General features: G+C 36.3%; 21 protein-coding genes. 5 read left to right on the forward strand and 16 right to left on the reverse strand.

Annotation, left to right across the window (positions count from 1 at the left end; all coding sequences use genetic code 11):
* The coding region (locus tag Q8Q95_00005; GenBank protein MDP3763992.1) for a hypothetical protein at positions 1–612 on the reverse strand (612 nt) is incomplete at its 3' end.
* 141 nt (positions 613–753) lie between these two features.
* Here Q8Q95_00005 and Q8Q95_00010 point away from each other — a divergent pair.
* Entirely contained in the window at positions 754–1,239 is a 486-nt protein-coding gene (locus Q8Q95_00010; GenBank protein MDP3763993.1) for a hypothetical protein, read from the forward strand.
* 361 nt (positions 1,240–1,600) lie between these two features.
* On the opposite strand, the gene Q8Q95_00015 is transcribed toward Q8Q95_00010, so the two are convergent.
* From Q8Q95_00015 to Q8Q95_00045, 7 genes are all read right to left on the reverse strand, one after another.
* Positions 1,601–1,732, reverse strand: coding sequence for a hypothetical protein (locus tag Q8Q95_00015; protein MDP3763994.1), 132 nt, complete (start codon positions 1,730–1,732; stop codon positions 1,601–1,603).
* A gap of 92 nt (positions 1,733–1,824) precedes the next feature.
* A complete protein-coding gene (locus tag Q8Q95_00020; protein MDP3763995.1) occupies positions 1,825–2,406 on the reverse strand; it encodes a GNAT family protein in 582 nt (193 codons plus the stop codon).
* 73 nt (positions 2,407–2,479) lie between these two features.
* A complete protein-coding gene (locus Q8Q95_00025; GenBank protein MDP3763996.1) occupies positions 2,480–3,721 on the reverse strand; it encodes a pitrilysin family protein in 1,242 nt (413 codons plus the stop codon).
* A 50-nt stretch (positions 3,722–3,771) separates the two neighbouring features.
* Positions 3,772–4,302 carry a class I SAM-dependent methyltransferase gene (locus Q8Q95_00030; GenBank protein ID MDP3763997.1) on the reverse strand — a complete coding sequence of 177 codons (531 nt, stop codon included), beginning with the start codon at positions 4,300–4,302 and terminating at the stop codon, positions 3,772–3,774.
* Positions 4,302–4,895, reverse strand: a complete 594-nt coding sequence (locus tag Q8Q95_00035) for a lysophospholipid acyltransferase family protein (protein MDP3763998.1) — start codon at positions 4,893–4,895, stop codon at positions 4,302–4,304. Before Q8Q95_00035 ends, Q8Q95_00030 begins: the two co-directional genes overlap by 1 nt.
* Positions 4,896–5,348: a peptide deformylase gene (def, locus tag Q8Q95_00040; protein MDP3763999.1), complete on the reverse strand. Its 453-nt coding sequence runs from the start codon at positions 5,346–5,348 to the stop codon at positions 4,896–4,898.
* Positions 5,349–5,358: 10 nt separating this feature from the next.
* A complete protein-coding gene (locus tag Q8Q95_00045; protein ID MDP3764000.1) occupies positions 5,359–5,649 on the reverse strand; it encodes a hypothetical protein in 291 nt (96 codons plus the stop codon).
* A 65-nt stretch (positions 5,650–5,714) separates the two neighbouring features.
* Here Q8Q95_00045 and fmt point away from each other — a divergent pair, with 65 nt between their 5' ends.
* On the forward strand, positions 5,715–6,692 hold the full coding sequence (fmt, locus tag Q8Q95_00050) for a methionyl-tRNA formyltransferase (protein ID MDP3764001.1): 978 nt from the start codon (positions 5,715–5,717) through the stop codon (positions 6,690–6,692).
* Here the strand turns inward: fmt and Q8Q95_00055 are convergent.
* The 5 genes from Q8Q95_00055 to Q8Q95_00075 all read right to left on the reverse strand — a co-directional run bounded on the left by Q8Q95_00055 (position 6,689) and on the right by Q8Q95_00075 (position 10,616).
* Complete coding sequence (locus tag Q8Q95_00055) at positions 6,689–7,483, reverse strand: metal ABC transporter permease (protein MDP3764002.1); 795 nt, start codon at positions 7,481–7,483, stop codon at positions 6,689–6,691. The genes fmt and Q8Q95_00055 overlap by 4 nt on opposite strands.
* Before the next feature lie 110 nt (positions 7,484–7,593).
* On the reverse strand, positions 7,594–8,334 hold the full coding sequence (locus tag Q8Q95_00060; GenBank protein ID MDP3764003.1) for a metal ABC transporter ATP-binding protein: 741 nt from the start codon (positions 8,332–8,334) through the stop codon (positions 7,594–7,596).
* 112 nt (positions 8,335–8,446) lie between these two features.
* A complete protein-coding gene (locus Q8Q95_00065; protein ID MDP3764004.1) occupies positions 8,447–9,049 on the reverse strand; it encodes a hypothetical protein in 603 nt (200 codons plus the stop codon).
* Entirely contained in the window at positions 9,046–9,501 is a 456-nt protein-coding gene (locus Q8Q95_00070; protein MDP3764005.1) for a DoxX family protein, read from the reverse strand. The genes Q8Q95_00065 and Q8Q95_00070 overlap by 4 nt, the downstream gene beginning before the upstream one ends.
* On the reverse strand, positions 9,453–10,616 hold the full coding sequence (locus tag Q8Q95_00075) for a putative glycoside hydrolase (GenBank protein MDP3764006.1): 1,164 nt from the start codon (positions 10,614–10,616) through the stop codon (positions 9,453–9,455). The genes Q8Q95_00070 and Q8Q95_00075 overlap by 49 nt, the downstream gene beginning before the upstream one ends.
* Positions 10,617–10,805: 189 nt before the next feature.
* On the opposite strand from Q8Q95_00075, the gene dnaX reads away from it, so the two are divergent.
* Entirely contained in the window at positions 10,806–12,335 is a 1,530-nt protein-coding gene (gene dnaX, locus Q8Q95_00080) for a DNA polymerase III subunit gamma/tau (protein MDP3764007.1), read from the forward strand.
* 97 nt (positions 12,336–12,432) lie between these two features.
* On the opposite strand, the gene Q8Q95_00085 is transcribed toward dnaX, so the two are convergent.
* On the reverse strand, positions 12,433–12,738 hold the full coding sequence (locus Q8Q95_00085) for a hypothetical protein (protein ID MDP3764008.1): 306 nt from the start codon (positions 12,736–12,738) through the stop codon (positions 12,433–12,435).
* Positions 12,739–12,939: 201 nt separating this feature from the next.
* Between Q8Q95_00085 and Q8Q95_00090 the strand changes: the two genes are divergently transcribed.
* Positions 12,940–14,550, forward strand: coding sequence for a hypothetical protein (locus tag Q8Q95_00090; protein ID MDP3764009.1), 1,611 nt, complete (start codon positions 12,940–12,942; stop codon positions 14,548–14,550).
* 31 nt (positions 14,551–14,581) lie between these two features.
* Here the strand turns inward: Q8Q95_00090 and obgE are convergent, their stop codons facing one another.
* Complete coding sequence (obgE, locus tag Q8Q95_00095) at positions 14,582–15,694, reverse strand: GTPase ObgE (GenBank protein MDP3764010.1); 1,113 nt, start codon at positions 15,692–15,694, stop codon at positions 14,582–14,584.
* 62 nt (positions 15,695–15,756) lie between these two features.
* Positions 15,757–16,965: a DEAD/DEAH box helicase gene (locus Q8Q95_00100; protein ID MDP3764011.1), complete on the reverse strand. Its 1,209-nt coding sequence runs from the start codon at positions 16,963–16,965 to the stop codon at positions 15,757–15,759.
* A gap of 382 nt (positions 16,966–17,347) precedes the next feature.
* On the opposite strand from Q8Q95_00100, the gene Q8Q95_00105 reads away from it, so the two are divergent.
* Complete coding sequence (locus Q8Q95_00105; GenBank protein ID MDP3764012.1) at positions 17,348–19,744, forward strand: ATP-dependent RNA helicase; 2,397 nt, start codon at positions 17,348–17,350, stop codon at positions 19,742–19,744.
* The last annotated feature ends 36 nt before the right edge of the window (positions 19,745–19,780 follow it).

Consider the following 19,780-nt stretch of genomic DNA (forward strand, 5'->3'; position numbering starts at 1 on the left):
ATCTATTAAAATTATTTTTTTAAAAGACTCATTTTTTAAAAGTTTTGTAACAGTTTTACCCACTCCCCCAGCTGCACCAACAACTGCTATTACAATTTTATTTTTATTTAAATTAAACCTGTTAATAACATCGTCCACATAAGATTTAATTGTATAGGCCGTATAAGCCCTGCCTGCTGTAACTAAAATATTATTTTTTTTTGATAACCCTGCTCCACCCTCCATTAAAGAACCTGTTAATGCTCCTAAGCCAACAACTTTGGCTCCACTTTTTTCTGCTAGTTTAATTGCATTGGTTATTTTTTTTCTGGCCGTTATTTTGTTTTCCATCATTTGATGGGCCAACATTGGCACTCCAATAACCATACCCTTAATATCTTTCCCTGTTTTTACCGATTTTAGCCCATAAATACCAGAGACTTTAAAAGGCCAAAGTAAAGGAAAAAGTTTTATTATTAACTTTCTTGGAAAATTTTTTAAAAAAGGAATGTTAGAAATAATGTCGCCATAACCTCGAGGATGGACTATAAAAGCAAAACCATCTCCTTTCTTCGAGAAAGGAGAATGGATTTTTATAAAGCTACCAAATAATCTAAATAAAAATTTAAGCATTAGTTCCGCTTACCTCCAATTGGCTTAACATGTTTGAATTATACTTTAAAAAACACTCATTTGACAAATTATATTTTATATATCAAACTATTCTTATCACGTAGTTCTTTCTAAACAACCTCCAAACAAAGGAGACTCATCATGGAGGCTATTCGCGAACATCCTGCTTTGCAGGTTCAGCTTCAGTATCACGGTCTAGTTCCCGATCAGCTCTGGGATAGACTGGTTGCTAGGATCCAGAAGGACAATCCTCTTCTCTCCAAAGAGTGGGCCGAGATGATCATGGATGGTGCGCTGGGCTTTCTTAAGCTCTGTGCCGACTTCCCTGGTAATGGCTTTGCACCCTCCAAGATGGTGGACATTGGATGGCACACCTTCCTGATGTACACCAAGGAATACCAGGAGTTCTGCCAAAGAGTGGCAGGACACTTCATCCACCATGTGCCGAATGATATTCCTGGCAGGGAGGGTTCCACTGCCAAGAGTACTAGGGTTTTTATGGATGGAATTGCTATGGTCTACAACCCTTCGGTTTGGGGAAAAACTGCTGAGTGCGGAGAAGAAGGTGATTGTGGCATGGATCATTGCGAAACAAGTTGTGATGAAGACGGAGGATGTCAAGATTGATGAGATTCTACGGACAGTAAAAAGCTGTCCGTATTTTTATTTCCTATAAACCCAAAAAATACCTGATTTTTACACGGGCTTTAAGCAGATGAGAGAAAGAGATGTGAGGGGCATTGGGAATGTATAAACGATGGTAATGGTTAAGAATAAAAAAGACGCGCTTTTGGAGCGCGTCTTGTGGTATTGGTAGATGATTTCCTTGCCAGCGTTAGTCGTTGCTGGTATCGGCATCATCATCGCCGTCGTTTCCTTGCTCTTCGGCTGGGCCACTATCCCAGTTACTGTAGTCGGAGTCAGAATCTCCTCCGCCCATAAAGGAATGGATCATTTTTATCACCTCCTTTCGCGTTTTAAAGGTGCCCTAAGACCAATCTGTAGGTTCTGGCCTGATTTCATAGTGGGGCCCAGTTTCTTCCAGTTCAACTGTTGGTTCAGGATCTCCCCAGCCAGACTGAATCTCTTCGTCTCCTCCACCTAAAAAGACTTGATCCATTTTTGTCACCCCCTTTCATCAGAAATTAAGAACATTAAAATACTACTTTTAGGATATCTCAATGTATAAATGCTGTCAATCTACATACTTTTTTATCTGTGCCCTTGAAAACGTTTTAATAGATTAATGATTTTATCAAGTGAATCTCTATAAATTGCAAACCGAAATACATCGTGGTAACTGCCATTAAAAAATCTATGTTCTTTAAACCTACCCTCTTCGCAAAAACCATACCGTTTTCCATTCTGCATTGTCGAGAGAGAAAGTACATTGTAACCAAAAATTTCAAAACAAACTTTATGTACGGGCAAAAAGGTAAAAATATAGTGGACAAATAACACTATCGCCTCAACACCATATCCTCTGCTTTCCTGTTCAGAATCAATATAAACATTTATAAAAATATAGCCGTCTACTTGGCTGAAGTTGAAAGAAAATATTGTGCCGACAGGTATATTTTTATCTTTCCGTTCAATAATAAATTGCAAATGCCGGTTTCGTTCAAATTCTCTTTTTATTTCCTTTGTAAAATTTTCAAAACTAATTACCTCTCTTTTTGCAGAAAAAAGAGAAAGGAACCTGAACTCATTTCTCCATTTATACAGTATTGGGTAATCTGATTCTTCTACTGGTTTAAGGAGTATACGCTTAGTCTCTAATCCTGAAGTTTCCATGCCAGAATCTCCTCCTTATTGTTAATGTTCTATTGTTAGTATTTTTACCACCTATCTGTAAGTAAGTCAATAATTAGTTTAGGTTTTCTTTTATGTTAGTTGGCCCCATTATTGCCAATAAACTGTTATTCTTGTTTAGATATTTTTTAGTAGAGTTTATTACATCTTCAAAAGTGACCCCGTCAATTAGTTTCTTATAGTTTTCTGGTTCAAATAACTTACTAAATAGAATAAATCCTTCTCCTAAAAATCCTAGTTCATTTTTTCGATCTGTATAAAAACGTTCAGAAATATTATGTATTCTTTCTTTAGTTTCTTCTATTTCTTGTGGGGATGTATTTTGTAAAAAATTATTAATTGAATCAAATATTATTTTAACTGTTTTTATTGGATCAGAAGAAGCTGTTTGTATTTGAAAGATTCCAGCGTCTGTATATCTCGTATTGGAAGTGCTGACTGTATAAACTAACCCTGTTTCATGTCTTAATTTTTCAGATAAAAAGCTTTTTACTCCAAAACCTAGATGATTACCTATAACTATAAGGGAAGCTTCTTCTTGTAAATTTAACCCCCCCGGAGAGTGAAAATTTAATATTATTTTTGTTTGTTCTGTTTGGGTTGGTACATAAAAATAATTTTCATTATTAGCGGGAACTAGTACAGGTATTTCTTTTTCTTTCATCTGATTATTACTCCATAATCCGAAGTATTTTTCTATTTCTTTTAGTACTTGTTCATGCTGTAAATTACTTATGACAATAACAGCGCTATTTTCTGGAATAAAGTGATTGTGTTGATATTCTCTCAATTGTTCCACTGTTGAGCTTTTAATTATATCCATAGATCCGATCGGATCTTGAGAGAGTGGATGTTTGTCAAAAAATTTCTTTAATGTTAAGTGATTAAACTTTTTAATTGGTTTATTTTCATCTGCTAGTGCTTCTTCTATAATAATTTTTTTATTTATTTCAAAATCTTCAGTATTTATTTCAAAATCACTTATTACTGAGCTTAAAACTTTTATAGAGTCATTTATATATTTTGTTGGCACTTCTATTATAAAACGAGTGCTTTCTCTGCTCGTAAAAGCGTTTGTGTAAGCACCAATTTGTTTTCTGGTATTTTCGTTATAGAGATTACTTATTTTTTTACAGAGAAGATGTTCTAAAAAATGGGTGTAGCCTAATTGGTCTTTTTTTTCGTGTCGTGAACCGGTTTTTACCCATAACGAAACTGTGGCAATAGAAGTATTTTCATTTGTTGATGTAATGAGTTTTAGACCGTTCTTTAACGTATTTTCTTGATATGTTGACATGTTTTTATGAGTGTTATTATACTAAAAATTTTATTTTTTGACAAATAAAGTTATTTTCTATACACCCAAAAAATACCCTCTTGTTTAATTAAATCAAAATCAAACATCGGGAAGCCGGCGCTAGCAATAATGGCGCCGGTTTTTAATTCCTTTTTAAATTTATCGGTCAAAAGCGCATTTACGTAATTTAACTGAAACAAGTAAACAAAATCGTATTCGCTTAAATCAGTTTTCCAAAAATCCCCTCTTATAATATGTGCGTTTTTTAATCCTGAACGTTTTATCTTGTAACGGCTATACCAAACAAGTAATGGGTTAAATTCTATGCCGTAACTTTCAAAGCCATTACGGGCGAATTCTATAACCACTCTACCGTCGCCCGAACCAATATCTATAATTTTTTTTACATTTTCTTTTTTTGCAATTTCGAATAATCCATCTAGAACATCTTTTCTGCTTTTTCTATACGAAGGCATAAAAGGTGCGCCGGTAAATAAAAGTGGTAAACCCAAAAGCAAAAAAGCTATACCAAGCCCAGTTAAAATTATTATTTCTAAAACAATTAAGAAAGTAGTTAACATCAGCTTAAATTATAAATTTTTTCGGCTAAAAGCTGAGAAACTGTTTCAATATCTTGGCTATCTGTAATGTCGTTTAATCTAAAATGTTTACCAATACTAAGTGTTGTTTTACCTTTGCTTACGCTTATATACATTGGGACAATATTTAGATCTGGTTTTTCTGTAGCTAAAACTGCAGCACCTCTTTTTGGGCGTGGGCGTGGGCCATATGTGTGCCTTTCGCCTGTAGGAAAAATTAAAAACACTCCGTTATTTTTTAAAATTTTTCTTGGTTTACGTAGCGAAACATCTAAACCTTGTCCATAATAAGAAGGAAAGGTTTGTGTTAAAAGAAAAAATGGCTTTAAAAATATATTTTTGTAATAACGGTCATCTACCATAAAAGTTATTGGTAAATAATTAGAAAAAAATGGAAAGACTGTACCAATAACAAGCGGATCAAAAAAAGTTTTGTGGTTAGATATAATCATTAAGGGTTTGGGTATGTTTTTTAAATTTTCTTGCCCAACAATTTTAAACGAACCAAAAAACCGGCTACAAATAAAAGTAACCAGCCAAACTATTCTTTGAAAGATAGCATAAACAATAACCATCTATTTACGTTTTAAATGATCTATAAAAAGAGTTCCGTTTAAATGGTCCACTTCGTGAAGCATTAATCTGGCTAATATTCCTTTTACACGAATTTTAAACTTTTCTCCTTTTTCATCCATTGCTTTTATTGTTACCTTGTCTGCGCGTGGCAGTTCGTGCCATTCCCCTGGTAAACTCAAACAGCCCTCTTCTTCGCCTATAAGTTTCTTCGAAACTTGGGTAATTTCTGGATTAATAAAAACAGTATACCCTTCTTTGGCTATCTCTTCGGCAGCTATAAACAATCGAACGTTTTCTCCAACTTGAGGCGCAGCCAAACCAATGCCGTTTTCGGCATTTAACAAAGTCTCTTTCATTTTTTTAATCAGCCCCAAAATTTCCGGTGTAATTTCGGTTATAGTTTCAGATTTTGCTCTAAGTATTTTGTTTTTATTTCCTGTAATTATTTCCATAATTTTATTATTAGGACTTGGGAAAGTCTTTTACTATTTGCGATATTTGTTTTTTTACCAATCCTTTTAAAGCTCCAAAAAAATATTTGCCACGTGCTTCCATCGGTAGGTCGTTTTTTTCTATTACTCTTTTAGCAAGCCCTCTTAAATCGCTTTCGTGATATAGCTTAGCAATTCCTAGGTATGCAGCAAATCTTTTAGGTTCGTGCATTAAACGCGAAATATCCTCGGCTAATAAGTGCTCTTTTGAATGAAGCTTCCTGTTAACCTTGGTGTTTCTTATTATATCGCCAATACGCATATTTGTTTGATTTTATAGTAGCAATTTACTGGCTATTTGCAAAACAATTAAGTATAATTTTACAAATGAAGATAGTTTTTGTTGGAACCAGCGAATTTGCGGTACCCATATTAAAGGTTATAACTTCTCAAACAAATTGGGATGTTTCTTTGGTTATTTCTGAACCCGCCAAGCCATCAGGTCGCAAAAATCAGTTAGTAGATTCCCCTATCTCCAAGCTTGCTAAGGAATTAAATTTAAATTTACTTACGCCCGTTTCTATTAAAGATATTAAAGAAGATATTTCAAAATTATATGCCGATATTTTAATTGTGGTTTCTTATGGCCAAATTTTACCAAAAGAGATTATAGACCTACCTAAGTATAAAACTATAAACATTCATCCCTCGCTTTTACCTCGCTTGCGAGGATCTTCGCCTATTCAAACAGCATTAAAGGAGGGTTTAACCGAAACAGGTGTTTCTATAATGTTAATAGACGAAAAAATGGATCATGGTCCAATAATTTCGCAAGAAGTTTTTTTAATTAACGAAAAAGAAAATTATTTAACCCTCGAATTTCAATTGGCTCAAACAGCTTCTCGCATGCTTGTTCGCGATTTACCCGAATATTTTTTTGGTGAGATTAAACCACAAGAACAAAATCATTCCGAAGCTACGTATACAAAGTTAATTAAAAAAGAAGATGGGTTGATTGACTGGTCTAAATCGGCCAGTGATATCTATAACCAATGGCGGGCTTATATAAACTGGCCAAATGTTTACACATTCTTTAAAGATAAAACAGGAGCAAGTGTTCGTTTAAAGTTGATTGAGATTGAAATTGCTAATGATACTGAAACCGCGTCCTACTCCGCTAAAGCTTCGCAGGATAAATCAAACGCGGCTGGAAAGGTTTTCATAGATGAATCTAAAAATATTTATATTGCTTGTAGTGAAGGTGCAATAAGATTAATTAGAGTTCAACCAGAAAACTCTAAGGTTTTAACAGTAGACGAATTTTTAAACGGCCATAAAGAGATTATAGGCCAAGATTTAAGTTAGTGATGCTTATTAAAAATAGAGGTTAGTACAAAAGTTAGAAAGAATATTCCAGCGCTTACCAAAATTATAGTAGGCCCTGGTGGCGACTGCAGAGTTGTTGTTGTAGCTAGTCCTAGTAATACAGATAATAAACCAAAAATCATACTCCAACCCGTCATTGTGCGAATTTGAAAACTAAATAATTTAGCAGTGGCTGCAGGAATTATTATTAAGGCGCTTATTAGCAAGGTTCCAACTAATTTAATGCCCATTGCTACACCAAGGGAAAGTAATAATACGAAAATCATTTCGTATTTTTTTACGTTTATTTTATCTACTTTGGCTAAGTCCGGTGCAAAAGAAGTAAATGCAAAACTTCTAAATTTAACAAGTAAAGTAGTAATTATTAATGCGGCAAGAGCGGTAGACAATAAAACATCACCTCTTGTTAGGTTTTCTACTCCACCTAAAAAGGTTTCTAAAAGTTCTTCGGAAGGTATCAGTAAAGATCCTAATGCTAAGGAAGTTGTAAAGAAAACTCCTATAATTGCATCCAGTCCCAAGTTAGCTTTGCCTTTTAAGTACGAAATAACCAAACCAGCTAGTAACGCAAAAACTAATATGCCTAGTAGCGCATTTATTTTAAAAGTTATAGAAAGCGCTATGCCAAGCAGAATAATATGAGCCACGGCATCGGAAAGTAAGGCTTCACGTCGCAATATTACAAAAACACCTATCAATGGTAGAGATAGTCCAAGTGAAAGGCTAATCAAAATTGGATATATATTGTTTAGTAGTTCTATTAAATACATTGTGATAAATAACAATCACCAAATAACAAATTACAAACAAATTCTAAATACTAAATCCAAAATTCTAAACCATTTTTATTTGTAATTTGGAATTTGTGGTTTGGGTTTTATTATGTATGATCATGTTCTAAGTTGTCTATGTGCTTATGAACAGATGCATGATGCCCAAAAACTTCTTGTAATGTTTCCGGTGTTAAAGTTTCTTGTGGTGTGCCTTGGCAAACCAAATCTTTATTTAAGCAAACAACTTTAGTAGCAAAGCGGTACACAACCGAAAGTTCGTGTGAAACCATAACCATAGTTAAACCAAGTTTTTTATATAAATCGTAAAGCAAATTATATACAGTTTCTTCGGTGCTAATATCTATTCCAGCTGCTGGTTCATCAAAAAAAATTATTTTAGGATTTTCTAGTAAGCTTCTGGCTATAAGCATTCTTTGCATTTCGCCTTGAGAAAGATCGCCTAATCTTTCGTTTAGTAAGTGTCCTATTTTAACGTCGTCTAATCTTTGCTTTATTTCGTCTTCATTTTTTTTGTTGGGTAGCCAAAAATTTAAATCGTTGCCTACTTCAAATAAAAAAAACTCTTTAACAGTTAAAGGAAAACCTTTTTCAAAAGACATTTTTTGAGGCACATAACTAGTTTCTATTTTTTTATGCCAAACAATGTCTCCTGTGTAATTAGAATCTAAACCTAAAATACTGCGTACAAGCATTGTTTTGCCTGCACCGTTCGGGCCTATAATTGCCAAAATATCGCCTTCTAAAATATCGAAGGATACATTTTTTAGAATTTGTTTTTTACCAAAACCAAAACCTAAGTTTTTTACGCTTATTATTTTTTCGGCCATTGAAGTCTAATATTGGGGAGTAAACCCAGTAACATCCTTGCTTTTTAAATCTTGTACAAAATAATTAGTGTAAAAAGATATAAAATCGTAAATACTCTATAAAGCGGGGATGTTACTGGGTGAATTTTAATGTATCAGCTACTAAGTTGTGAAAGGATCTTTTCTCGGCATTTAGGGCCTCGAATCCTATGAAATCTGTTTGTAATTGTACTATAGATTTACCTTTTAATACATAAGTAATTATAGAGATTGTTTTTTCTCCTGCAGAGTATTCTTCGCGTCTAATTGCGCTATTTCCGTCTATGGTTATTTTTTCTTCTCTTATTAAATAAAAGTTGTTGTCTTTGGTATTAGCTACGTCTATATCTTTAAGCATAGACTCCACATTTGTGTATTTTTCTGTTTCTCTGGCCATTACCTTTAATATGGTTTTCTCGTCTGGACTTTCTACATATAAATTTTCTTCACCCACAAAGCCACCGCCATAAGTTACACGCCAACCAAATGGATATTTAATTTGAAAAAGATTGTTTGTTTTTGTTTGGTATAAATACCAGCCAAAAGTTGGGTCTTGTACAATTGGGGCAGCTTCAGTTACAACAGGTTTTGATTCTTCTTTGTAATAAAGAAAAAAAGCACCAGCAAAAACTGTGGCAATAACAATAGTTATTGAAGGAAGTATATTATTTTCTATTTTTTTTATTTTCTTTTTCATAAAGTCCATTCACCTGGTCCGTACATAGCAATTAATAAGGCTAAAGCCAATAAAGATAAATCTAATTCGTATCCCCCAACCCATTTGTCTTTGTTAAAAATTTTTCTAACAAAAGTAGCAACCAACATATTAAAAGTAATAAGTAAGGCTGGAAGTTGTGTATATACACCCAAAAGAATGGCTATTCCGCCAAAAAATTCAACTACAGCCACTATTACAGACATTAGCGTGGGTGCAGGAAAACGCATGCTTTTAAGCCACGGAGCCATGCCCATAGGTTTTTTTATTTTAGGCCAGCCATGCAAAATAAACGTTATGCCAAGTATGAATCTGGCGATAAAGAGGAGTAAATTTTGGTAATCAAATAAATCCATAGAGTTTAAAGATTTTGGCACGAAATCTTCTATTCTGCAAGTAATGCTTCTTTGGTGTATCTGTTTGATGAATTCCACAATAACCAACTATCTACACCTGTGTCGTAGACGGCTTGAATTTGTGCCCTAACTTTTGTGGCGTCATATTTTATTCCACCAAGATCAAAATCTTGTAACCATGGTCTCAAGTGAGCTTTATAAGAAGTTGTAGCTTTTAAATCTTGCCAAGTCGAGAGCGAGCTGTGAATTATTTCGTAAGGTTTTGTGGCGGGTTTTTTAATTCCGTTAAAGTTATCTGGGTAATGCGATGGATATATCATTGGCGAAACATAATCAAAATATGGCAAGGCATCTATTAAACGTTGGCCAATGTTTAAATCAAAATTAAAATCCATGGCACGCCAAGCGGCCAAGCCAAAAATATCGGCCGAGGTTGCAATTCCAGAATCTTTTAATTCTTGGTTTAAGAATGCAAAAAAACTTCCGATAATTTCGTATTTTGGCCGAACCGCATTCCAAAATGGGTAATCTACTTTTGCTATATCGCCATCTGCAGGGAAACGAACATAATCAAAATTAACTTCATCAAAGCCATGCTTGGTCATATCTTTTGTAATATCTACCGCATATTGCCAGGCAATTTGGCTGGAAGGATCTATCCAACCTAAACCTTTGTTATCTTTCCATGTTTCGCCGGTTTTAACATTCTTAATAGCAATATCTGGGCGGCCAGCCGCCAAAACAGGATCCTGAAAAACCTGCACCCTGCCAATTACATAAATATTTTCTTTATGAAATTTATTTATTAAATCGTCTATGTTTCTAAGTTTAATTTCGTTATTCGCTCCAATTTTTTCGGCTAACGGAATATCCACTTTATACGTAAAATATCCTGTAGCATCTTTTACATCTAGCACAACGCCGTTAAGTTCTGTTTCTTTAATTAACTGGATAAGATCATCTATTTTTTTAGAATTTGTGGTGGACCAAGCCGAAATATATATGCCTTTTATAGGGTGGGGCGGGTTAACTAGTTTTTGGGCCGAAGTAATATTTGTGACATTAGAAACAATGTTGTAGGCTGTGGATGATACTAAGTTAAATGTATTTTTTTGCGAAACAAAGAAAAAAGAACCAATTATTATTAAAAAGCCTAAACCGGAAAATATAGCAATTTTCTTTTCAGTAGTCATTGATTGATTAATATTATAACATTAGCATATGGAAAATCTTGTTTTATACAGAAAATATCACCTCGTCGCACCAGCGATGCTGACGCTCTTTAGAAACCCACGGTTTCTAAAGCTCGCTATTTTCCTCCACGGGGAAACTATAGTTTCCCCGACCCCCTTTGCCGAGGGCGATATTTTATTTTTTTAAATATGGAACACTTAGTCTTATATCGAAAATATCGCCCTCAAACATTCGCCGAGATTGCTGGGCAGGAACATGTTGTTAAAACATTAAAGAATTCTTTGGCTAGCAATAAAATTGCACATGCTTACCTTTTTGCTGGTCCGCGTGGTAGTGGTAAAACAACAATTGCTCGTTTAATGGCTAAGGCGCTTAATTGTGTTGAAGCCGATGGTTTTAAAAGGCCATGTAATAAATGCGAAAATTGTTTAAGTTTTAACGAAGGAAAATTTTTAGATCTTATAGAAATAGATGCCGCGTCTAACCGTGGCATAGACGAAATTCGCAGTTTGCGCGAAAATGTTCGATTTGGGCCAAGCACCGGTAAATACAAAGTTTATTTAATAGACGAGGCTCATATGATAACCAAAGACGCTTTTAATGCTTTTCTAAAAACTTTAGAAGAACCGCCAGCTTATGCTGTTTTTATTTTAGCTACCACCGAAGCTCATCGCCTATTACCTACTATTGTTTCTCGTACACAGCGTTTTGATTTTAAACGTTTAACCGTTAACGAACTTTCAAATAGACTTGCGGATCTTGCTAAAAAAGAAAAGGTAGAAATCGAAGCCGAGGCCTTAAAACTTATTGCCTATGAAGCCGATGGTGCCGCACGCGACGCCGAAGGTTTATTGGGGCAAATTATTGCTACAGGCGAGAAAAAAATAACTTTAGAAAGTGCCGAAGAACTTTTGGGTTTATTTTCGCACAGAAAAATAAAAGAATTAGTTTCTTTGGCTTTAGATCGCGACCAAGCCGGTGCTTTAAATTGGTTACATAACACGGTTAATGCCGGCTACGATGTTAACCAACTTTTAAAATCTCTAAACTACTATGTTAGAAAACTTATAATGATTTCTGTCTCACCTCAATTGGCCCAAACCGCCAAAGCCGATTTAGCCGAAGAAGATTTTAAGCATATGGTGGAACTCGCCAAAAAAGCACCGGTAGCAGAACTTGCTAATTGGTTACATATTTTTTCGCAGGCTAAAAATAATTTTAATAATTATCCTCTGCCGCAAATGGCGTTAGAAGTGGCATTCATCAATTTACTTGGTGATAAGATAGAAACTAAAGTGGTTGATGAAATCCCAAATCTCAAATTACAAATAACAAATAAACCCGAAATTCAAAATCCAAAAACAGAAGCTGTTGTTCAAAAAGAAGTTTTACAAACAAAAATCGAAATTGCAGAACCAAAAGAAATTCCAGTAGTTCGGGAAGTTAAAACAGATATTCCGGATGCCGCTATGTTGGAATTAGTAAAATCTAAGTGGCCGGAAATAATCATCGAAGTAAAACCCCACAACCATTCCCTTTCTGGTTTTTTGTTAGGTATGAAACCAAAAGAGGCTTCAAACTCTTCGTTAACATTGAGTACTAAATATTCTTTTCATCGTGATAGATTAAGCGATATTAAAAATAAAAAAATAATAGAAGACGCCGTAGAAAAAGTTTCCGGCTATAAACTTTTCTTAAGTTGTGTTTTAGAAAAATGATCTTGCTAACAACATCCTTATAATCTCAAGTTTGTAAGGATGTTATTATTGTGGTCAAATAAAAATCCCCTGCTCGTACAAGCAAGGGAAAAGGAAACTAAGTAGTTTTTGAATAGTTACCATATGAATAGCTAGAAAGCTGTGCAAGATATTTACTGCCGTCGGGATCTTTTTTTCTGAATTCTTCATGGAGCTTGGCAAATGCTCGCAGATTTCTGCGGCGCGATAACCATATCGTAATATGGCGTTTCCAAAGGTTTCTTGGGTCAGGATATTCTCTTGTTATTGGGCAACAGGCACAAAAAGATCTCCAACCATCCTTAATCTCTCCAGAAGCATTTGTAAAAGCTCCTTTAAACATATCTCCAGTGAGCTTGTGTCCAAAAAGCCAGCACCATAGCATTGGTAGTCTCCTTATTTAATAGTTAAAGAGCATGTTTGATGTAAAGCTAAAACATCTATATTGTTTAGTCAATCTAATATTTGAATAGGGTTTTGAAAATAAGGCAATAACCTGCTAGGCTTACCGAAACTGTCAGCCGAGTTTAGGCCAGCTAAGCTGGCTAGGTTCGGTCAAGGAAAGTTCATTAAAAAGGAGGTAAATATGTATCTTTCGCATTTAATAGAAAGGACCATAGAGTTAGGTGAAACAAGCTTTACCATAAAGGTTGGAGTTGCTACTTTGCAAGAACTAAAAGCAGCCTTAAAGGTTTATCCGGATTTTGTTTTTTTGGTAGCAAAGGAAATAGAATATCAAACTCCAAAAAATGCGAGCATACGAGCGCCACTTAGGAAAATAGAACGTTATTCCCATGTTACCGAAGAAAAGCTGGAAATTTTCCATAACCATAACATTACTCATTTGCAAATTATTATGTTGCACAAAGACTGTCCCCGTGATTATGATGTTATCGAAAAAATGATAGAAGAAGCTTCTAAGATTCAGGAAGACGCGCAAAGGCAAGCAACTATATTGCATAAATGTGCGGTAGATGTTTATAAATCCTGTTCTGCACTAATAGCCAGCATTGTTGTTGGTGGTATAAATTCTAGGGCTTTAGATACAAAACTAGTAAAAGAAATTGCTTCTTCCGGAAGTGCCATTAGAGAACTTACAAAGATTTATCGGCATATTTTGGAAGATCTAGAAATTAAAAACGGAAAAATTCTTGCTGGTATAATGGAAATTTGTTCTCCAAACAAAGATGAAGCTTCGGCTGCAATGTTGGCTTCGTTGGATGCGGCAAGAGTTGCCCATTGGTTAAACAGGATGATAAAACGAGGTATTCTAAAAAGCACCTACCCAAATCTCCAGCTTTTTAATTTGGAAGATTTAGAGTTAATTTCTCTTGCCGCTTTTTTAGTGCCTAGTGGTACATGGGGTGGTCACGGTAAAACCGAAGGATACGAAATAAGAAGTTTAACATTAATAAAAATCTTACGAAGAAATAACTGTAAACTTCCTATAGGTTTAGAGGAATTGGTTTTACATCATATGCATTCCGATTGGCGGAAACGTTTTATTTACCAAGTGAGTGTTACTTTTGGCAGAGATCTAGAACTTGAAGATAGAGAAAAAGAAATTGGTACAGTAATATTCATTGGCAAAGATGAAGAAAATGCCGAGGAAGAAATTTATGCAGAATTAAAACCAGTGGCAAATCTGGTAAGAGGTGTAAGTGTTTTAGATGCACTAGAACCCGTAGAAGCAAGAACCGAAGTAAGCAGGTTAAGAACAGATTTTGTGGCTAAGGTTTTGGTTCTTGCCTTAACCGAAGATTTTCGTAAAACAAATAATATGGATGAAATGAAGCAATGTATAAAAACGGATGCTGGCTACGATCCATTTGTTTATGGATATAAATATTTCAGTATGTATGCATATGTTTTAGCCGCAATATGTAACTCTTTTAGAGTTTTACCTGTTGGAGCAATGGTTACTTTCAGTGATGAAGGTTATCAAACAGAAGAAATAAGAAGTATTCTTCGAAACTTGGTAGCTGTGGTAATTCACCCTAAAACAGAAGATACAAATTCGCCTTATCTGGAAAAACTAGTAGTGGACGATGGTAAAGTTGTAAAGCATATCCGTTTGGGGCATCCCCACGACGGCAAAGTATACAAAGAAAGAATGTTGGTTGCGACTATACTTAGCCCAGTTGTTTTCAGTAAGTTCTTTGCTAATGCTTTTCAAAAAATGCCTAAAACAGTGTAAATAACAAAAACAGACGCCCAAGGCGTCTGTTTTATTTTTCCTGTTTCGCGTTTGCCGCAATTACTTCTTTCTCCAATCTTATTTTTTCTTCTAAAGCCAGTTGATGTAGTTTTTCATCTTGGATTTTATTTAAAATCTTTTTTACTTCTTCCATACTATCCCAGTTGTGTATAGAAATAGCCACAACGTTTTTGTTTATCTTTTTAATAGCCGTAAGTTTCTTTTTTAATTCCGCTGGCGTAATTAAATCTGTTTTAGTTAAAAATAAATATTCTTGCTTACTAGCTAAACTTGCCTCCTTCGCCGAAGTGGCTACGAAGGCCGAGTCGGCGTAGGTTTTAAGTTCGTTTCTAATAACTTTATAATCGCGAGCAATATTTTCCGATTCCGCCGAGATTAAATGGAACAAAATTTTTGTGCGTTCGATATGGCGCAAAAATTTTATGCCCAAGCCCTTACCGCCAGATGCTCCTTCTATAATACCCGGAATATCTGCCAAAATAAGTTCGTAATAAGCGCCCAAGCTTGGTTCTAGTGTTGTAAATGGGTAATTAGCTACTTTACTATTAGCGCGTGTAACTTCGTTTATTAAACTAGATTTTCCAGCGTTAGGTAAACCCAATAAACCCACATCGGCAATAAGTTTTAATTCTAACCTTATTTTAAAACCTTCCCCCGGAGTACCTTTTTGAAACTGCATAGGTGATGTGTTTGTAGAAGACCTAAATTTAAAATTGCCCCAGCCGCCTTTACCACCTTTAGCCGCTAAAACTTGCTCGCCTATTTTTGTAATTTCACAAATTTCGCCTGTATCTAAATTAGTTATAACAGTGCCGATCGGAATTTTTAAAATTGTGTCTTCGGTGTCGGCGCCATCATTGTTTTGCCCTTTGCCATTTTCACCATTCTTGGTTTTGATTTCTTTTTTATATCTAAACTGCGCCAAAGCATTTAAGTTAGAAATGCCTTCAAAATATATACTGCCACCTTTGCCACCATCGCCACCAACAGGCCCCAAGCTTTTCATATTTTTATTAAAAGCTACGGCGCCTCTACCGCCGTTACCTGCTTCTATTTTAATTTTTACATCGTCTATTAACACGGTTTTAATATCGTTTCTTGCAGCGACAAGGAGTCCTTTCAATTGTATATTTGGCCATCTCCGTGAATGCTACAAGAAGCGATATTTCTAGAAATAAAAGAAGATTAATCTATAAAGGTTAAAGCTTTACCCATTTTATCGCCACGTCCTGTTCGGCCAATTCTATGTACATAGTCTTCGTATGTATTAGGTAAGTCGAAATTAATAACGTGAGAAACATCTGGAATGTCTAAACCTCTGGCCGCTACATCTGTAGCCACTAACACCTGCACGCGATTATTTTTAAAAGCGGTAAGTGCGCGTTGTCTGCCGGAGTGATTTTTATCTCCATGAATGGAATCTGCTTTAAAGCCTCTTTCAGCTAAGGCTTTAGAAAGTTTTTCTACACCATGTTTGGTGCGTCCAAAAACTAGAACCTTGTTAAATTCTTTTTGTATAAGTAATTCGTGTAAAGTCTCTATTTTGTTCTTACCTCCAGTAATTTTTACTACGTCTTGGTCGACGTTTTTGGCGGTGTCTCGAGTTTTTACGGAAATACGTACTGGGTCTTTTAAGAATTCGTGAATAAGACGTTCAATTTCTGAGCTAATTGTGGCCGAAAAGAAAAGCGTGTGCCTGTCTTTTGGCATACCAGCCATAACGAAACGCATATCGTGTATAAAACCCATATCTAACATCCTGTCGGCCTCGTCTAAAACGATTGTTTTAAATTCGTTTAAACGAATCATTCTGCGTTCTATAAGATCCTTCAACCTACCTGGCGTACCAATTATAAAGTGGTTACGCAATCGAAGTTCGGAAATTTGTCGGCTTATGCTCATACCGCCAACTGTGCAAACAGAAAACATTTGTAAGCCTTTAACTAAAGACTTAAATTCGGAATCTATTTGAATAGCTAGTTCACGAGTTGGTACAACAACTAAAACTTTGTCGTTATTATTGGCCAAGTAAACTTTGTTTATTAGAGGAATTAAAAAGGCAGCGGTTTTACCGGTTCCGGTATTGGCTATACCAACAACATCCTTGCCTTCCAAAATTAATGGAATGGTTTGGTCTTGTATTGGTGTTGGTAATTTATAGCCTTTGTTTAAGACGTTGCTTTTTAACTTGTGATCAATATCAAAGTTCTGAAACTTGTGTTCGGGTGTATACTCTACACCTTCTACAGCGGTTACAGCTTTGCTAATGAATTTAGCTGGGTTTATATATTGACCTATTTGACCGTTGCCTCGTCTATTCGGAGGACGGCTGGTATTATTAAACTTTCTAACAGGAAAAGGCCTTCTAGGGCCTCTATTACTGAAGCTTCTCATATAATGCTTGGGCCTCATGAGTTTCCAGACAAAAGCCCTTAAGCTTATATTTTTAGGTATTATTCTGCAGATATGCAGTAACGCCTCTAAACGTCAAAAACCGATGAGATATTAGATTATGCACCTATTATATACCATATGGTTTTCTGTGTCAACTAGACGTGGTTTTATTGCTTAAATACTAATGTTTATGGATGTAAGCTATATATTGACATATCTATTTATATATGATAATATATTCTAATAGTTCGTTGACATTAAAATAGCTTTTACCTTATCCAAAACACGGGCGGCCTTGCCCTACAACGCCTCGCTAAGAGGAAGTGCACGGAGTGCGCGCGAGTAGACAAGGCGAAAAGCAGTCTGCTCGTTTAAGGATAATATGGATTTTAATCTACCCATTTTTGATTCCAAGGAGGAGATCGTTGATCTTCTTTTAGGAAACAAAGTAGTTATCGTTGTAGGAGAAACTGGTTCTGGTAAAACAACTCAGACTCCGCTGTTTCTCTATGAAGCTGGTTTTGCCGATGGTAAAAAAATCGGCGTAACCGAACCACGTAAAATTGCGGCAACGTCTGTGGCGGCATTCGTAGCAAAGCAGTTGGGAACTAAATTGGGGGAAGTTGTTGGTTATCAAGTTCGTTTCGACGACACTACGGCCGACAGCACCCAAATAAAGTTCATGACCGATGGAATTTTACTTCGTGAGCTTCAGACCGACCCCGATCTTAACAAGTATTCAGTAGTTATGATCGACGAGGCCCACGAACGTAGCAAGAACATAGATTTTATTCTCGGTCTTTTAAAAGGAGCGCTTGTGAGGCGGGAAGATTTGAAGGTTGTTATTGCTTCGGCAACTATCGACCAAAAGAAATTTTCTCGTTACTTTGACAACGCTCCTATAGTGAATGTTTCTGGAAGAACTTTTCCGGTGGATGTTCACTATACCGAGAACGATTACAGTTCAGACGATATTGTAGATGGTGTGGTAAAAAAAATCGAAGTGATTCATCGCTACGGCGATCATGGAGACATTTTAGTTTTTATGACCGGTGAGGACGAAATTCGAAAAGTCATTACTGGTTTAGAAAAACTTGCTCTCTCTGGCCTTGTCCCCTTGCCTTGTTACGGTACGTTGTCTCCGGACGATCAACAGAAGATTTTTAACGATTATCCGGGAGAACGTAAAGTGGTTGTGGCCACAAACATAGCCGAGACTTCCATTACAGTGGAAGGAGTCGTCTACGTAGTGGATGGCGGTTACATAAAACAACTGAACTTTCACCCAGAAATGGGCATTGAAAGTTTGGACGTGGTAAAGCATTCGCAATCTGGTTGTGACCAGCGCGCTGGGCGTGCTGGCAGAACTCAAGCGGGTGTTTGTTACCGCATGTTTACCAAAGAAAATTTCGAAGCTCGGCCGAAGTTTACCGAGCCCGAAATTCGCCGGAGCAGTTTAGCTGGCGTGGTTCTTATGATGGAAGATATTGGAATCGAGAACGTAATTGGTTTCGACTTCATTGACCCACCAGAACTAAAAACTTTCCGCGAGGCCTACGAAACCCTTATCGCACTTGGTGCGATTGAACGGGGCAAGAAAGGTCTTACGGAAGTTGGTCGCAGAATGGCCCAGCTCCCTTTGGAACCGCGTATCGCCAAAATGGTGCTCGAGGCAGAGAAATATAACTGCATGAGTTCCGTCATCACTATCGCCTCTTTTCTTTCGGTTAGGAATATTTTTAACAGACCGAGAGGAAAAGAAATAGAGGCCGATAAGGCTCACAAGGATTTTAAGGATTCTAGATCCGACCTTCTTACATACCTGAACATTTGGTTTGAGTATGCCAGTTCTGGATATTCCATGAGTTGGTGTCATCAAAACTTCCTTAACGGCAGGTCGCTAAATGAAGTTGGAAATATCCGCAGGCAGTTAGTGGATATTCTCCAAAGAAATGGCATCGAAATTTCGGAAAACGGAACAGACGAAGACGTAATGAAAGCGGTTACGGCAGGATTGATTTTTAATCTTTTCCGTAACATGGGCTTTGGTTATTCTTACTCCGCAATTTTACGGAGTTGCCCCGACGTTTATATCCATCCTAGTTCCATCCTTATTAATGGTGGTTCGAGATGGGTGGTTGTAACCGACATTATTGAAACCTCGAAGATTTTTGCTAGAGGTTGCAGTAGTGTTGAGGTTGGATGGTTACCCGAACTGGTACCACATCTGTTTTCTTTCAAAGGAGAGTGGGAGATAGTTTCTCTTCTTCCTGATGGAGATGGTGTCGAAGTTCGGCGTGAGGTTTTCTTTAATAAGGAAGAACGCGTAGGTTATGCCAATACCGTTGTTTCCTTAGAGGAAGCTGACACAATTCAGCAAAGAAAGATTGATGAGGCCGAACTTAATGGTTTAATCAAACTTTCGTTTGTTGAAAAATCGTATGGTCTCTCTACTGCGTACATAGCTGAACGTGGCAGAGAAATGTACCGAGCAACACAATGGTATGGAATTGATGAAGGGGTTCCCTATTACTGTAGGATTCTTCCTTACGATAGTATCTTCGACAATGGAACAGGAGGAAGAAGGGTTGAAATTAGATTTAGACTCTTCGAACTTCCGTCCATGCCAGAAAATATTCAAGTTGTGGAAGAAGTAACAGCGGAGGTGCCGGTAAAAAAAGAAATTCCTGTGGCCCTAAAACGGCAGGTTGATGAATCTGATTTCGCAAAACTAGCCGATATGTGGGGAGTAAAAGCAGGAAAAATTAACAAGAAGTAAAAGTACATTAGTTGGGATGCAAATCCCCGTTGGAGC

This window comes from bacterium (genome assembly GCA_030697795.1).
Lineage (GTDB): Bacteria > Patescibacteriota > Minisyncoccia > JACQLN01 > JACQLN01 > JACQLN01.

Bases quoted from the DNA above. Each gene is read 5' to 3' on its own strand.
- Q8Q95_00035 (MDP3763998.1), bottom strand. From the start codon at position 4,895: ATGGTTATTGTTTATGCTATCTTTCAAAGAATAGTTTGGCTGGTTACT.
- Q8Q95_00085 (MDP3764008.1), bottom strand. From the start codon at position 12,738: ATGCTATGGTGCTGGCTTTTTGGACACAAGCTCACTGGAGATATGTTT.
- Q8Q95_00090 (MDP3764009.1), top strand. From the start codon at position 12,940: ATGTATCTTTCGCATTTAATAGAAAGGACCATAGAGTTAGGTGAAACA.
- dnaX (MDP3764007.1), top strand. From the start codon at position 10,806: ATGGAACACTTAGTCTTATATCGAAAATATCGCCCTCAAACATTCGCC.
- def (MDP3763999.1), bottom strand. From the start codon at position 5,348: ATGGAAATAATTACAGGAAATAAAAACAAAATACTTAGAGCAAAATCT.
- Q8Q95_00030 (MDP3763997.1), bottom strand. From the start codon at position 4,302: ATGTTAACTACTTTCTTAATTGTTTTAGAAATAATAATTTTAACTGGG.
- Q8Q95_00025 (MDP3763996.1), bottom strand. From the start codon at position 3,721: ATGTCAACATATCAAGAAAATACGTTAAAGAACGGTCTAAAACTCATT.
- Q8Q95_00010 (MDP3763993.1), top strand. From the start codon at position 754: ATGGAGGCTATTCGCGAACATCCTGCTTTGCAGGTTCAGCTTCAGTAT.
- Q8Q95_00055 (MDP3764002.1), bottom strand. From the start codon at position 7,483: ATGTATTTAATAGAACTACTAAACAATATATATCCAATTTTGATTAGC.
- Q8Q95_00015 (MDP3763994.1), bottom strand. From the start codon at position 1,732: ATGGATCAAGTCTTTTTAGGTGGAGGAGACGAAGAGATTCAGTCTGGC.
- Q8Q95_00100 (MDP3764011.1), bottom strand. From the start codon at position 16,965: ATGAGAAGCTTCAGTAATAGAGGCCCTAGAAGGCCTTTTCCTGTTAGA.
- Q8Q95_00045 (MDP3764000.1), bottom strand. From the start codon at position 5,649: ATGCGTATTGGCGATATAATAAGAAACACCAAGGTTAACAGGAAGCTT.
- Q8Q95_00105 (MDP3764012.1), top strand. From the start codon at position 17,348: ATGGATTTTAATCTACCCATTTTTGATTCCAAGGAGGAGATCGTTGAT.
- Q8Q95_00020 (MDP3763995.1), bottom strand. From the start codon at position 2,406: ATGGAAACTTCAGGATTAGAGACTAAGCGTATACTCCTTAAACCAGTA.
- Q8Q95_00075 (MDP3764006.1), bottom strand. From the start codon at position 10,616: ATGACTACTGAAAAGAAAATTGCTATATTTTCCGGTTTAGGCTTTTTA.
- Q8Q95_00065 (MDP3764004.1), bottom strand. From the start codon at position 9,049: ATGAAAAAGAAAATAAAAAAAATAGAAAATAATATACTTCCTTCAATA.
- Q8Q95_00060 (MDP3764003.1), bottom strand. From the start codon at position 8,334: ATGGCCGAAAAAATAATAAGCGTAAAAAACTTAGGTTTTGGTTTTGGT.
- fmt (MDP3764001.1), top strand. From the start codon at position 5,715: ATGAAGATAGTTTTTGTTGGAACCAGCGAATTTGCGGTACCCATATTA.